Annotated in this window: 10 protein-coding genes and 1 pseudogene; 6 read left to right on the top strand and 5 right to left on the bottom strand. The window is 59.0% G+C overall.

Annotated elements, in window-relative coordinates; translation table 11 throughout:
- Positions 1-480: 480 nt before the first annotated feature.
- The gene (locus tag GLA29479_RS20630; protein WP_057972705.1) at positions 481-762 is read right to left on the bottom strand and encodes a transposase; all 282 of its coding nucleotides are present in this window, start codon (positions 760-762) and stop codon (positions 481-483) included.
- Positions 763-1633: 871 nt separating this feature from the next.
- On the opposite strand from GLA29479_RS20630, the gene GLA29479_RS20625 reads away from it, so the two are divergent.
- The 6 genes and pseudogenes from GLA29479_RS20625 to GLA29479_RS26180 all read left to right on the top strand — a co-directional run bounded on the left by GLA29479_RS20625 (position 1634) and on the right by GLA29479_RS26180 (position 7861).
- Positions 1634-1945, top strand: coding sequence for a hypothetical protein (locus GLA29479_RS20625; protein WP_144436659.1), 312 nt, complete (start codon positions 1634-1636; stop codon positions 1943-1945).
- 202 nt (positions 1946-2147) lie between these two features.
- Positions 2148-3032, top strand: a complete 885-nt coding sequence (locus GLA29479_RS20620; RefSeq protein WP_169795704.1) for a M12 family metallopeptidase — start codon at positions 2148-2150, stop codon at positions 3030-3032.
- Between the two features lie 198 nt (positions 3033-3230).
- Entirely contained in the window at positions 3231-3572 is a 342-nt protein-coding gene (locus GLA29479_RS20615; protein ID WP_057972702.1) for a hypothetical protein, read from the top strand.
- 1006 nt (positions 3573-4578) lie between these two features.
- Positions 4579-6348, top strand: coding sequence for an endo-beta-N-acetylglucosaminidase (locus GLA29479_RS20605; RefSeq protein WP_082638861.1), 1770 nt, complete (start codon positions 4579-4581; stop codon positions 6346-6348).
- Positions 6349-6563: 215 nt separating this feature from the next.
- A pseudogene (locus tag GLA29479_RS23975) lies at positions 6564-6995 on the top strand (integrase core domain-containing protein); the annotation flags it as partial.
- 425 nt (positions 6996-7420) lie between these two features.
- Positions 7421-7861: a transposase gene (locus GLA29479_RS26180; protein WP_082638860.1), complete on the top strand. Its 441-nt coding sequence runs from the start codon at positions 7421-7423 to the stop codon at positions 7859-7861.
- A 368-nt stretch (positions 7862-8229) separates the two neighbouring features.
- Here GLA29479_RS26180 and GLA29479_RS23960 read toward each other — a convergent pair whose 3' ends face one another.
- From GLA29479_RS23960 to GLA29479_RS20585, 4 genes are all read right to left on the bottom strand, one after another.
- Positions 8230-8889 (bottom strand): response regulator transcription factor, encoded by a 660-nt coding sequence (locus GLA29479_RS23960; protein WP_082638858.1) that lies wholly within the window; start codon positions 8887-8889, stop codon positions 8230-8232.
- Between the two features lie 177 nt (positions 8890-9066).
- Positions 9067-12393 carry a BamA/TamA family outer membrane protein gene (locus GLA29479_RS20595; RefSeq protein ID WP_057972698.1) on the bottom strand — a complete coding sequence of 1109 codons (3327 nt, stop codon included), beginning with the start codon at positions 12391-12393 and terminating at the stop codon, positions 9067-9069.
- Entirely contained in the window at positions 12390-12764 is a 375-nt protein-coding gene (locus GLA29479_RS25645; RefSeq protein ID WP_211265007.1) for a hypothetical protein, read from the bottom strand. The genes GLA29479_RS20595 and GLA29479_RS25645 overlap by 4 nt, the downstream gene beginning before the upstream one ends.
- A 17-nt stretch (positions 12765-12781) precedes the next feature.
- Positions 12782-14470, bottom strand: a complete 1689-nt coding sequence (locus tag GLA29479_RS20585; RefSeq protein ID WP_057972696.1) for an OmpA family protein — start codon at positions 14468-14470, stop codon at positions 12782-12784.
- Positions 14471-14472: the final 2 nt, after the last annotated feature.

Genomic DNA, 14472 nt, shown 5'->3' with positions numbered 1-14472 from the left:
CTCGCCAAACGTGCGCCGCCTGGCGGCACCATGACTGCGACGTTGCCACGCGGCGCTTCGCGGCCGACCCGCTTCGCCATTGCATTGAACTGTTGGTCGATACCGTTGCCGCATCAGCTCCGTTTCGCTCGCTCGTTTGGCACAACCGCGATCGGCATACACATCGCGCCAAATATTAGCTGGATCCAGCACTTGATCGAACATTAACGTGTCGTTGAACGATGCCGGCGCTATCTCCACGCGATGAATGAAGCGCGGATCGGCATTGGCATGCAATTTGCACCTCGTATTGATGCTTGCCGTGCTTATAGGTCCAGCGCGCGTCGATGTATTTCTGCGCGCACTTGCCCCCGCTTCAGTCCGCGGGCACCTCTCCGCAGGCAAGACCGCCACTTTCATCACACGTACTGCGCCGGATCGGTGCACTGGCGATGACGGCGTCGAGATCTGATCCTCGTTGGTAAGGAATTCGGCCCGCTGCTATTGCCCGCTCACCGACGCGCTGATCTCGCCGATCAGGCCGTATCGCTTGAGTCGCTCGCCGCCCCACACCCACACCGTCTCTACATCGGGCGTCCGCGCGCTGCGCTCCAATGTTAGGAAACGTAGAAAACTGCCACGATCGAGCACTTGGAATTCCAATGCATCGTCGGGCTGGTTGTACAACTGCTGCAGAACCAGTAACCGAATCATCAGCTCAGTCGGATACGGCGACCGCCCGCCGCGGCCACTATCACCCAGCGTAAGTTGGGCGTCGATCACGGCGGCGAGCGCTGCGAGTCGATGTGCCGGTCTAGCATCTGCTGCGGATTTCCTTTTCCCGCTTCGCGGTTCGACTTTCGGCCGCAAACAGATCGATCATTAAGGGATTCCGCTGCGGCGGCGCAAGGGCACTTAGCCTAACGGAAAAGTTTGGCGGTTAGAGGTGCCCTATAGGAAGGCCTGCGAGAACTTCGTGCAGCTTAGATTCCAGTCGCGCTTTTGGGCGTGTCGTTCCAGCGTTTCCTTGGCGGGTCCGAGAGGTATTCTTCGAGCTCGAAGCTGAGTTGTCCAGTTGACTGCCAAGCAGCCGACAGACTATAGAAATGATCAGGTTTGCCTCGCCCCTTAGATTGAGGGGCGGTTCGTCTAGCTTCTTGGTCGAGCGTTCTTTGCAGCAGTACCTCTACTATTTCGTCACCTGCGCGAGTGGTGGTGGAGCCATCTTAATGCGGTTCCTAACGATGTCTTTCGCCGTGCCCTCTTGCCTGTACTTTTACGCTTCGCATCGCCGAAGCCCAGATGCATGAGGGTGCTCTGAGTAGAACTCTGACCTTTTGTCGGTCAACAGGAGTCGCGCAGGCCTTCCCCCACGCAGCGGTGCGCGCCTACCTTCTTCCCTTGGTCGTTACTCATCTAAGAACAGGATGTTCTTGGTCGCGGGCTATGCACGACATCTTCGCTCAGGCAGCCTAGCATTGGTGCGATCAGGGACGGCATCGATAGGGAATCGGTACTCCCGCTTCCCCGGCCAAGCGCCAGGGTGAATGAAGGCATGTAGCAAACTTGTACTGTGATTTGTCTGCGATTAGTGGCTTTTACCAACAGAGGATAAAATATGCTTAGGACACTAGTTCCGCTAACGATTCTTCTCATGACCGTTTCCGGTTCGGCGGCTGCGACCGGCACGAAATGCTTCGATAATGTTTCCGTGGTCAGGGTCATGCTCGGGCAGGTCGCATCCAACGGGAGGCAAGGAGATAGCGGTCAGGCGGTCTATATCGAGCTTAGCGATGGCATGATCATACCGTTCGATCGCGCGTATAACTTGGACTCTGACAAAGGTCGGATGATGGCTAGTGCGGTGCTGATGGCGCTGACCACCGGTGCGCGAGTCAGAGGGTACGATCACTACGGCACGCGGTGCGACGATGTACAGGAGATTCAGGTCTATTACGGCGGCTAAACGCAACCCTCAGTCCGCGCCGTACAACGGCTGTGAAGCGGAGGGGTAGCATTTTCTTGCTTTGAGGAGCGCGTCTGTGGACAAAAGAAACGAATTATACGAGCGCCCACGTCGGCGGCGAACGACATTGTACTGCTTGGTGGGCATGGTGCTAATGATCGGAGGCGAGGCGGCCGCGGCAGACTCTTTCGAGTCGAAAGGAGTGAACGACACGGGGCCGAATCGACTTGATCCTTTCGAATGGAAGCGAGTGAACTACATGGGGCAGAATCGAGTTATGCCCATGCGGGACGGTCGAATTTTCTCGTCTGACGATGCCACCATTCATCCGAAGGACGTCCACATCATCGGGTCGGCAACCGAGGCGGAAATCAACGCCCACTTAGGCCGAGTCGAGCGCGCCATCGACAATGAATACGATAGGGTGGTGGTCGAACCGGTGAGGCTGTGGACCAATACCAGCATTCCGTACGTAATCGACCCGGCAATGCCAGCCGAAACCGTCATCGCCATCAAGCAAGCGGTCAATGAGTGGAATGAAAGAACGCATTTCAGATTCGATTATGTGAGTAACGGTAAGCACAGGATCATATTCAAGCCGAATCCCTCCGGCTGCAGCGCCGACATGGGCATGCCTCGATCGGGAGAGGTCGGTGAAGTGCGGCTCGCTCTGACCTGCGATAAGCAGAGCGTCATACACGAAATCGGGCATGTCGTCGGCTTGCAGCATCAACACCAACATTTGGACCGCTCTAAGGCGATTATTATTCGCGATGATTCGATGGCCTATATTAAAGGAAATTATAGTAAGAGGCTGTATGGCATGACGATACACAACTTGCAGCCGATAGCATCCAATCCCGGTGATACGTTTCAGTATGATATCCGATCGGTAATGCACTACGGTTCGTATCCGCGCAACGCAGTCGATCTGGCTCAAGACCTCAGGAGCCGCAGACTCCCGTTTTTCACCGAGCGTTCGGGTAAGGAGGTCGAGCGCCCTACCTTCGGTCTGACCGACAAAGATATCAAGCTAGTGGCCAGGATGTATTCGCTACGCACGCTTTCGTTGCTCGGCATACAGTAACGCTTGGGGCGGTTCAAGGTCGCCGTGGAGTGCGGCAAGGGCGGATGCGATTGCGGCTGCACGGAGGGCGTTCTTGCGTCGATCGATTTCATTAACGATCCAACAGGTGTTCTGGGGTGCGGTTGCGATGACAGGTAACAGCTCGTCGCTAATGGTTGCGGTCGAGCATTCGGTTGAATAACTATTGAAGGAAATGGCATGATCAGGATATTTGCGGTGGCATTGCTGTTTAGCGCCAGTGGTGCATGTGCTGCGTCGCAGTGCTTCAGTGATGTGCAAGTGGTGAACGTCAGTCTTGGCTATATAGATGACGACGAGGTCACCGTCGACAGCGGAAACGCGGTTCGCTTCGAATTTTTGACGTCAGACGGACGTCGCTATTTTACCACTCTCGATTGGGGGCTTAATCTTAACGACCCTGTCGGCAGGGTTATGACTCAAGCGCTCCAATTGGCAATGACCTCCGGCCTTCGCGTCACCGGATACGATCATGTAGGCGGCACTTGCGATGATGTTCAAGAGATCCAGCTCACTAATTGAAATGGTCCGATGAGCCCGCGCCCCGACATTTGGCGTTGTGGTGGTTTCCATGGTGGCCGAATTATCATTGCGATGCCCCAGATCGAGATGGGCTTCCTGTGCGAGCGATGCTGCGATAGCTTTGCGGTGTCATAGTTCCAAGTGCTAGAGCCATCAAGGGGCTGAACAATTTCTCTTGAGCGAACTCAGCGCCCCCCATGCAGCTCAGCTTTGGGGCTGCGGAACGGTAAGGTAAAGGCAAATCGACGCGGCATGAGCTCTTCCTGACCTGAATCACACAGGTCTTTCGTGGAAGGAAATTCTGTCGCTGAACGAGCCACACTATCCCAAGGCGAGCCGCCGCGCTCGTCAGCCGTACGCGCTCGAAGCCATGTTGCGAATCATTGTCTGCGATAGTTGGACGCCTCGCGCGATCCAGCGATGGAAGAAGCGATTTACGAGATCCCGGCACAGAGTGAGTGGGCGATCTTCTCAACGGAGGCGTCACTGCTGTTCGAGACGATATTCACAACAAAGTCCAGGCCGTCTTTCGCGCGCGTGGCTCTCTCTCGGAAGTTTTCTAAGGTGCGGGGAGATTGGGCTTGGGGAACGGTAGATACGTGAAATCATCTAATCACCGCTCAAGCTGAAGCCGCGTTGAGTTTAGCTGGATTATCTGTGCGCTCCACTGAAGCCGAGGATTAATTCCGAGGGCATTCAGTCCGGCATCGCCAGGAAGAGCATCGTCCAATAGCTTCGACGACTTCTGGTGCCAGCGTCGTCAAGGTTAGCGCGAGAGTGAAACATAGAAGAAATCTCAGGTGGCTCACGGCCCCGAAGAGCAGGGAGAAGGGGGCGGGAGGGGGCAGTACATTTCCCAGTTTAAGCGCAAGTGAGAAAGCAACAAATTGTGGCCTGCCGACGATTTTGCGTCCGTCACTCGGGTTCGCTTCTTCAGCGGCTGGAGGCGTCATCAATTAGCTCGCCCCTTCTCCTCCCGCTCAAAACCAAATCAAAGGATGACAGCATGAGACGCAATGCATCGATCGCACTATCTCTGTGCTTTCTTGTCAGCTCCAACAGTATGGCCGCCGAGGTCAATACTTATACCTGGGCGCTGGATATAGATAGCAATTCCGAAGACTTTGATTACCTTCTGCAAGACAATATTGTTATTACTTCATCTAGCCATCTCGCGCCATCGACTACCCCGCTGAACACGAGCCTGTCATCGAGCTGGATGGTCGACGGTCGTGCCGACGCCGGCGCCGAGTTCACCGCGCTATACCGACTTCGACCTGCCGTCAAAACCTATCCCGAAGGAGCACCTCCGCCAGTCACCTTCGAAAACTGGGCCTTCATCCGGAAATTGATATATATGGGAGGAGATCAACGCACGGGGGCTCATGTGATCGCCCCCGACCCCAATTGGGTCAGCGCCGCGCATGATAATGGTGTCAAGATCTACGGCACCGTGTATATCGACCATAAGTACGGCAATTCCGGCATGGTCAATACGCTGATTGGTTCGTTAAAGAACTCCTGGAATTGGGATGCGACGGAGGAAGCGGACTTTGATATTCCCGCATTGTATCGACTGGAGCAAATCGCTAAAGAGCTAAATTTAGACGGTTGGTTCCTTAACATCGAGCAAGGTTTCGCGAATCTGAACTCGCCGGATACCATACAGATGCGGCGCCTCTTGAATCACATTTTTCCGAAATTCAAGGCCAGAGGCGTAGAGTTTATTGCTTATACCGGGTCCGGCAACAAAGGCCTGGGCGGAGTCATTACCGATGACAATATTGCAGACTTCGGCATAACCAATCCGATCTTTCATGGTTTAGACCTCGCACTCGGCATCGACTCGATCGATACCGCGCGGAAGTTCCCGTCCACGTCGCAAAAAACGTACCTGATGTATTTGGACGAAGTCTTTACCCGCAACACCCCGCTCGGTAAGACCTGGCCCTTGAGGATCAAATCCGCCAAGGCCACGCAATGCCAGTACTTCAATGGGGCAGGCGCATGGCCGGGCTTCAAGCAGTACGCGAAAGCCCGTTATCCGGCGGGCAAGCTCCCAACAGCCTTGTGCGGCGGTGTAACCGACCTTCCGATTCCCACTACCGTGCTTAAAATCAACTTGATGTCGTGGTCCCCGCATGCTAATTGGGCCGGCGTGCATGAGGAGGACTGGCAGGTCACAGCTAAACGGTCTGGACAACACTGTATCGGTAACTGCTATCTGGAATTTTCCACGGGCGGCCTGCAGAGCGAAGTGCTCGAGTTCAATTATCCTATCGAGTATCAGGCAAACGCAGCCACTTGGCTAAGCATGCGTAGCGATCTAAGTGCATGGACTGGCTGGGCGGATAGCGATCCTCGCGTCAATTTCCTCGACCAACTGTTTGTCCAATACATGCCTGGATTCAAGTGGTGGGAAAAAGAGAGAAATAAGAACGGTCGCGATGGACGTGGAAATACCCGCTCCAATAATGCTATAGGCGGCCACGTATGGAACTACTGGGCAAATCCTGTGAGCCACCCACAGCAGGGAATAGCCTGTAATCGGGTGACCCCCGAGCAAGCCGCCCAGCATGGCGTCGCCCAAGACAAATCCTGTATCCTCCAGGTACCTACTTACACCTCGACCTTCAGCGTCCCTCGCTATCCGGAAAATTATGGCGATCACGGCCAGTTCCCGTTGCTCGATCTGGTGATGCAAGTTAATCCAGAGGGATTTTCATATTATCAGTTCTACGACGAGCTAATCGCTAAGGGTGAAGCTACCTGGTAGGGCCGTTGAGCCCGGCTTGGCTGCGGTATGTGAACGGCGTGAAACCTGCCGGAACAATGCTCTGACCTTGACTGAACCTTTCGCGCGGACGAACGACATTCGTCCGCGCGCGCTCTTAGCTTGTCCGCAATGAGTATGATCTGCCCAGGTCGTACCAATGATTAGTGTTAAAGCCCGGAGTAGAAAAGTGCTGGGTTATTGATGAGCAGTCCTCGGATGAATACACTCGGGAATGTCTGGCGATCGAGGTCGGGGCAAGTCTGCTAGCGCAGGACGTGATCCTGACCTTGTCGCGGTTGATGCGGCAATGCGGCAAGCCGTCGTTTGCACGTTCGGACAACGGCACGGAGTTCACGGCTACCCGGGCAATGCGTTGGTAGCGCGATGTGGCGATCGGTTCGGCACTCATAGCGCCGGGCAGCCCGCGGCAGAACGGCTTTGTCGAGAGCTTCAACGGCAAGCTGCGCGACGAACTACTTAACCGCGAGTGGTTCCGCTGCCGCGCCGGAGCCAAGCTACTGATCGAACGTTGGCGGCAGTTCTATAGCGAGCAACGGCCACACAGCGCGCTGGGCCACAACCCACCGGCCACCATCCGACGTGGTTGGCGCGAACCCGATAGCCTTCCCACCGGACTCACTGCTTGATTGGCTACAAGATACGTACGCAGGTCAGCGGCTCGATCACCGACAGCAGCTCCTTCCACGGAACCACCCGCGCCACTTCGGTCAAGAAAACCTTGCGCCGTGCCCCTTGCGTATACCTTTCCGTTCGGCATAGCCGAAGCTCAATGGCACGAGTGTGCTCTGAGTAGGATTTGTACAGCTCGTTACCCAAGGATAAGAAGCCCCTGCTATACATTCCGCACTAGAGCGGGAAAGGGAAGTCTTGCCGACGCACAAGATAGTCAAGAACAAAAACTCACCAAAACTAACATTTCCTCACCACTGCAATTTGGTCGCGGCAGAAAAATGTAGTTAGTGCGTCATCAGATGCATGCTTTGATTGCATATACTTGGCTGATATTGTTCCTTCCAAGTCGAAACTACCATTCCTCACAGGAGCCAATCGTATGGCTGCAGACGAAGTCTCCTCGCAAGAGGCGAGGGTCTGCCTAAGCGACGCGCAATGGCATTCCATAGTCTTATCCCTGTCTGGCAATATGCAGACGAGGGCGAAGCACGATCAGCAGCACCATTACAGGGCCTTTATCGAAGCCGTGCTGTGGGTAGCAGCCAATCGGGCATTCTGGAACGAGTTGCCAGCCGAATATGGCTCATGGCGGTCAGTCTACGCGCGCTTCTTGCGCTGGCATGAAGCGGGTATTTGGGCGAGGATCGAAGGTGCACTTGGTACAAGTGCCCACGCGGCGCTCCTAAGCTTGCTATTGACCCATTATCAGAATGATCAGCATAGACGTCAGCTTCGGCTAATACGAAAGGCACCCCATGGTGCGGATGACTTCGAGTTACAGGAACATTGGACGGCCGATGTACGAAATGAATCTAAATAGAAGGGGCATCACCTTGCTTCTTGTGCTGCAGCACCAAAGAAGGTTCGGCACTTACTAACCTCAAGTGCACTACCCGCCTTGAGCCCCCCCCCGACGGAAGCGCACTACAGTCATTTCAGTCCAGAAGAACGTGGCGTGATCATGGCCATGACGCAGGAAGGTTACAGCGACCGCGCGATAGCCCGCATACTGCGGACAGCAGAGCAACCCGCGAGCTAGCTCGCAATAGACATCGCGCGGTGAGTGCGAAGCCGCCGTGGGGCCGCTCTCGCTGCGGCTATCATGTCGCAATAGAACGGAAAATGGCCGAGGGAGGAGCGAGCGAATCTCACCATATTCAAGGCGCCATCATCAGAGCCCGCCTCTAATCAAGCCACCTCTATTTGCAATAGGTAGTCTAGACCGTGGTGTTCGAGGTAATAACCGATTTCGCTCTTTGATCTCAATCCGAGTTTACGTAGTGCATTGTATTTATGCACAGTGATTGTCTTGTAGCTGCGATTGCTATCTATAGCAATCGCCTGCAGATTTTTGCCTCTAGCCAAAGCAATCATCACCTCCCTCTCCCCGGATGTCAGCTGGTACCACGGATGTTTGCGAGCTGCCTCGAGATCGATCCGCGGGTCCACGTAAACATTCCCTGCTATAACCGCACTGATGGCATCGATCGCCACCGGAGAACCACTTGATTTCGAAACGAAGGCGCGGGCGCCGAGATCCAGAAGAGCCTGTGCAAGACAGGGATATTCCATTACGGTGTAGATCATCACCTGCAGCGAAGGCTGCATTGCTAACGCTGCCTGTAATAGCGGGGCGCCGCTCAATCGGCCTGGCATACGTAAATCTAGAACCAGATACCCCCAAGCCCCCGTTTGCAGACGGAAAAGTAGACTATCGCCGTCGGCCACCGAATCAAGTACAACGCGAGCTTGGCCGAACGCTGTTTTCAGCATTTCGGCTAGCGCGACAAAGACGATCGGATGATCGTCTGCGATCAGTATTCTTGCTGGAAATTGGCTCTCATCCATTTTCTACTTGCCTCATCTTGTCAGGCCAAGTACGTGATGCCGCCTGCAGGAGGTGGCTAACTTCCGATATTGAATCCGCTTGCGCGTTTCTCATCGACACTGATCCAACAATATTCGACCGCCCATGCTCAACTTCCGGTTTTCCAATTGTTTCGCAATCAGTTTCAATCGCGACACTCAGTAAGATCCGACCAAGTTCATTAGCCAACCGCGATGGTCGTAATCGAAGTTGGTCAGGTCGTCGCTGAACTCGGTGAAGTTGTAGCCCACGCCGACGCGGAAGTAGCGGCCGATGTCGCGGTCCACACCGATCAGGAAGCCTTGGCGATCGCCGCCGTCCTTCACGCCCAGCCAGCGGTACTCGGCCAGCGCATGCCAGGTTTCGGCGAACTCGTAGCGGGTCTGCACCGCGGCGAAGGTGGTCGCCGAATCGGCCCACTGCCCCTCGAGACGGCCGTAACGCACTTCGCCTTCGCGACGCGCCAGCTTGCCGGCGAACTCCCAGTGGTGGTTCGGGTTGTAGATGCCTTCCAGCGACAGGATCTGGCTGCGCTGATCGTAGAACGCCACGTTGTCGCCGATCTGCGGCAGCGCCGACACGTCGTACAGATACGTGTACTTGCCCAGCAGCGCGTACTTGGTGCTGTTCCACGGCCGCCAGGCGAAACCGACGTTGCCTTCGATGAACTTGGCGCCGGCCTCGGCGTTGATCTGGTCGGTGGTCTTGGAGTAGTTGAAGCGTGCCGCGATACGGAAGCTTTCGTTGATCTTGTGGGTCAGGTTGTTGGTCGTGACCCACTGCTCGCGACGCTCCGCACCGGTGTCCTCGCGCCATTCCAGCTTGCTCTGCCACTGCGTCGCGGCCGAGGTGTGGCCGCCGCTCAGGCTGACCGCACGGCGATCGACTTCGCCGATCTCCTTGTCCAGGCGTGCACTCTGCAAGGTGAAGCCCAGGTTCCAGCCCTGGCTCGGATAGAAATCCATGCCGTAGGTGTGGGCCAGGCCGGATTCGTTCGGCGCCTTCAGGAATTGGCTCTCGTTGTACATGCTGACCTGGTTCGACAAGCGCCAGCGCTGGCCGAGGGTCCAACCCGAGTTGAGGCGGTTGTTGAACAGCGGGTCGAAATCGGTGCGATCGGTCGAGTAGGTGTAGCTGCCGTAGACCGTGTGGTCGGGCTGGATGCGGTACTCGGCGTTGATCTGCGCCGCGTCGCCGCGGTCGCCGGTGGTCAGCTCGGCGCCGACGCTCGACAGGTTGCCGAACACGTACTTGCCGCCCAGGGTGAAGGCGTCGTTGTCGGCGTAACGGCCGTTGTCGTCGTCCAGGGTGACCTGGGCGGTGCCGTACAGATCGAAGCTGCTGCCGAAGCGGCGCTTGTACTGCAGGGCGCCCAACACGCCGGCGGCGTCGAGGGTGGCGCGGTTTTCTTCGACGCGACGGATTTCCGCGGCCCAGGTGGTCGAGTCGCTGATCCGCCATTCGCCGGTCAACTGCGCCTGGGTCAGCGATTCGCTGCCGCGTTCGGCGCGGCTGTAGCGGCCGTAGATGTTGAAGGCCGGATTGAACTGGCCCAGCACCTCGAACCCGTGCTCCTGAACCTCCTGGCCCAGGTCGTAGCGCGAGATCGAGAAGCCCGGATCGACGCGACGCCACCAGGCGCCGGCCGACCAGTCCAGATTCGTCCAGCCCAGCTCCTTGAAGTTGGCGCGCGCTTCCACCGAGCGCGCCGTGCCCTTGCGCTGGTCGAGCCCGGAGTTGATTTCGTTGAAGCTCAGGCCGCCGTTGTCGGAGAAGAAGATCGGCGAACTGGTCGACTCGGTCTGGCTCTGCTCCAGCTTCAGGTAGGTGCCGCGACCGGCCTGCAGGGTCAGGTCCGCCCCCTTCAAGGTGTAGTCGTCGCCGGCGCGGTTTTCGTCGACATAGGTCGCGCCCAGCGCGACGTGATCGCCGAACCAGTGCTTGCCGCGGAAGCCGGCAGTGACCGAGTCGGCATCGAAGCCGTTCGGAATGAACTCGTAGTCGACCAGCAGCACCTGGGTGAAGCCGTCCAGGGGCGTGTCGCGGGTCAGGGTCGGGATGTTCTCGCGGGTCACCTGCGCCAGCGGACGGGTCAGCAGGATGCGGCCCTGCATCTCGTCGATCTCGTAGTCGGCACCGCGCACCAGGTCGACCCGGTTCTCGACCCGGCCGGTCGTCGCATCGCGGACTTCCAGCACGATCTTGTCCGAGCCCGGCAGCACGTCGGTGTGCTTGAGGTAGTACAGGCTGCCGCCGGTGCCGATGAACTCGTTATGGCCGGGCGCGGTCTGCGCCTCGGAACCGAACACCCGCAGTTCGCTGCCCGGCTCGCCGAGCACGGTGCTGCGGCGGCTGCGCCAATTGAGCGCACCGCCGTACAGCGAACGGCTGTACTGGCCGTATTCGGTGCCGGTGATGCCGGTCTCGAAGTTGCCCCACAGCGCCTGGCTCTTGTCCCAGTCGACGCGGACGTACAGCCGGCCCATGGTGTCGACGTCGCGGTAGGTGGTCGAGTCGTCGCCGTAGACCGGGTAGTACAGGTCCGGATCGAGGCGGCGGAAGATGTCCTGCGGGTCGGCCTTCCAGAAGCCGTTGAACAACTGGCTGACCTCGCGTTCGCGCGTGTCGGCCTGGGCGGTGACCAGGTACTTGCCCTTGATCTTGCCCTTCAGATAGAAGCCCAGGCGGCCTTCGAGCAGAAAGCTCTTGTCGAAATGCTCGTCGCCGGCCAACGGCTCGATCGAACCGGAGGTGCTGCCCTTGGAGGCGGTCACATCGGCGATCGCGACGGCGAACATGTAGCGCCCGCTGACGTCGATGTCGAGCTTATGGTTGATATGGTTGATCTCGCCGCCCTCGCCCTTCAGGCGCAGGTCGTACTCGTGGCGGCCGATCGGCTCAAGGTATTCGGCGACCAGCTTGCGTTCCAGGTCGACCGGGAAATTGCGCCCGTTGATGGTGACCGAGTAGTTCTCGGGAATGTTGCGGCCCTGGATGCGGATGCGCGAGCCGTAGATGCCGATGTTCTGCTGGCGCAGGGTGCTGCTGCCGAACACGGCTTCGGTCAGGCTGTTGCGTTGCGCCTCTTCGACACCGAGCGAGGTGCCCTGCTTGCGTTCCACGGCATTGCGCATGGTCTGCAGGCCGCGTTCGGCCTCTTCCGGCCGCACCAGCTGCATGCGTTGCGGATAGGTCTCGTCGACGCTGCCGTCGGCGCCGTAGGCACGCACCAGGTACAGCAGTTCGTCGCCGGCACGCGCTTCGTAACCGGCCGGCAGGGTGCCGTCCCATTCGGCCTCGCTGATCGCCCCGACCGGCAACTCGACCTTGGCCAAGGGATCGACCAGGTCGGTGTCGCTGGCGCGGTAGATCAACACTTCGGCGCGCTGGATGAACGAGGAATAGTTGTTGTACGCATAGAAGCGCACCGGCTTGAGCACCTTGGTGCCGTCGAACGAGACCAGGCTGGTGCCGCTGATGTTCATCTCCGGACGGCCGAGGTGGGATCCTCGGTCGCCCAGATCACCCCGCCGTTGGGCAGGCTGACCGACCACTTGCCGATCGCCACCGCCTTGCCCGGCTGCTCCAGCGCCACCGACACGCGGCGGTCCGGCTGCAGGGCTTCCGACGAGGATTTCGCCGTCGTGCCCTCGGTGACCGGCTTGCTGTAGCTGCGCGTACGCAGCTTGAACAGCAAGCCGTCTTCGCCGCTGCACGCGTCTTCCGTGCACTTCACGGCTTCGGCAGGCCCTTCGGTCTGGGCGGCGGCCTCTTTGGTGGACTCCTGCGCAGTCGCCAACGGGGCTGCGCCCGCCAGCAAGCTGATCAGGGTGTAGTCCAGCAATTTCATCTTCATCTTCATGATCCGCCCCCTCAATTCCGCTTCACGTCGACAGGGGCGGTCGGATCGTTACTCGACTCGACTCGCACCTTGGCGCGCACTTCGGGGCTCAGTCGTTGGGCCAACGCGTCGTAGACGGCCTTGGCGCGTCGCATGCCGAGCGCAGTGTTGTACTGGTACGAAGCGCGCACGTCGGTGTGGCCGACGATCGCGATGACGCCGCCGTGCATGCGCTCCAGCGCAGCCGCGACCTTATCCAGCAGCGGCTCGAACTCCGGACGGATGGTCTCCTTGTTGGTGTCGAACAACACCGTGCCCAGCAGCGCACCGCCTTCGCCCAGACCGACGATCAGCGAACCCGGGTCGTCGGCGTTGCCGCGCACGCTGACCTTCAGCGCCTGCAGCACGTCGGCCGGCAATTGCTTGACCAACTCGGCCTTGACCGCCGAAGCCCGATCGAACGCCAGCGACTCGCCATCGCCGTTGGCGCTGATCACCACTTCGCCGCCGCGGTGTTGCTTGATCTGCGCGGCCATCTTCTCGATCGCCGGCAGGTACTGCGCACGCACCTCGGCGCTGCCCGGGGCGAAGAACACTTCGCCCAGTTCCATCTCGATCTGCTCCTCACCGCCTTCGATCAGCCCGGCCGGCAGCTTGACGCCCCAGTCGAAGCGGACCGGCAGGCCCGGGGTGACGCGGCGCGTCAGCGGGTTGTCGGTGGTGAACACGCTGCCCGGCGGCAGGGTCGACGGATCGACCTTGAGGATGAAATTGCGGCCGCGTTCCAGGGTGCCCACGTCCACGCCCTCGAGGTGATAGCGGCCGTACTGGTCGGTCTCCATCAACAAACCCTCGATCGAGGCGATACGCACGCCCGGGATACCGCGTTCGTCGACACCGGTGTTGCGGACGATGTAGTCGACCACGTAGCCGCCTTCGGTCGGGCTGACCCGACGTTCCACCGTCGGGGCCGCGCCACTGAGGTTCTTGGCCGCGTCGCCGCTGCGCTCGATCCGGGTGGTACCGGCCGCATCCATCCGCACCGTCACGCCCTGCTTGGTGGTCAGCGCGAAGTCGTCGGTGAAGCTCAACTCCTTCAGGCGCTGGCTGATCACCACGCGGTGCGCGTCGACCGGATCGGCGTCGGACTGACGGGCCGAGATGCTGCCCAACACGATGCCGTGCAGCATCGGCGAGCTCGCGTCCGGTTCCGCCTTCGGACCGGTGCCGCGATCGACCGTAGTCGAGTTCGGCACGTAAGCGTCGGCAGCGAAGCCGCCCTGGACCCGCGCGTCGTCGATCGCCGCGCTGTCCTGCCAACCGTCGCCGTCGCGGTCGTCGAACACCGTGCCCAGGATCAGGGCGTGGTCGAGCAACGGATCGGCGATCAGCTGCACTTCGGCGGTGGCCACGTTGGAGACGATCTTGCCGTTGTCGCGCATCAGCGCGCTGTTGGAGTGGATGCCCGCGCGCACGCCGGCGCCGACCCGCAGCAGGTAGGTGAACGTCGCGCGCTCACCGGCGGCGATGTCGACCTGGTCGACCTGGATCGGATAGGTACCGACCAGGCGACCGACGCCGTCGCGATCGGCGACCGACAGCGAACCGTCGACGAAGGTGAAGCCCGCAGGCGGCGTATCGACCAGGGTCGCATCGATCGCATCGACGGTACCGGTGTTCTCGACCGTGACCGTGTAGCGGACCAGGTCGCCGATCTTCACAT

It is taken from the genome of Lysobacter antibioticus (genome assembly GCF_001442535.1).
GTDB classification, from domain to species: Bacteria; Pseudomonadota; Gammaproteobacteria; order Xanthomonadales; family Xanthomonadaceae; genus Lysobacter; species Lysobacter antibioticus.
Note: the sequence above shows the minus strand (reverse complement) of the source record. Positions and strands in the feature narration are given on the sequence as shown.

Bases quoted from the DNA above. Each gene is read 5' to 3' on its own strand.
- GLA29479_RS20595 (WP_057972698.1), bottom strand. From the start codon at position 12,393: ATGAACATCAGCGGCACCAGCCTGGTCTCGTTCGACGGCACCAAGGTG.
- GLA29479_RS20625 (WP_144436659.1), top strand. From the start codon at position 1,634: ATGACCGTTTCCGGTTCGGCGGCTGCGACCGGCACGAAATGCTTCGAT.
- GLA29479_RS23960 (WP_082638858.1), bottom strand. From the start codon at position 8,889: ATGGATGAGAGCCAATTTCCAGCAAGAATACTGATCGCAGACGATCAT.
- GLA29479_RS26180 (WP_082638860.1), top strand. From the start codon at position 7,421: ATGGCTGCAGACGAAGTCTCCTCGCAAGAGGCGAGGGTCTGCCTAAGC.
- GLA29479_RS25645 (WP_211265007.1), bottom strand. From the start codon at position 12,764: ATGAAGATGAAATTGCTGGACTACACCCTGATCAGCTTGCTGGCGGGC.
- GLA29479_RS20605 (WP_082638861.1), top strand. From the start codon at position 4,579: ATGAGACGCAATGCATCGATCGCACTATCTCTGTGCTTTCTTGTCAGC.
- GLA29479_RS20615 (WP_057972702.1), top strand. From the start codon at position 3,231: ATGATCAGGATATTTGCGGTGGCATTGCTGTTTAGCGCCAGTGGTGCA.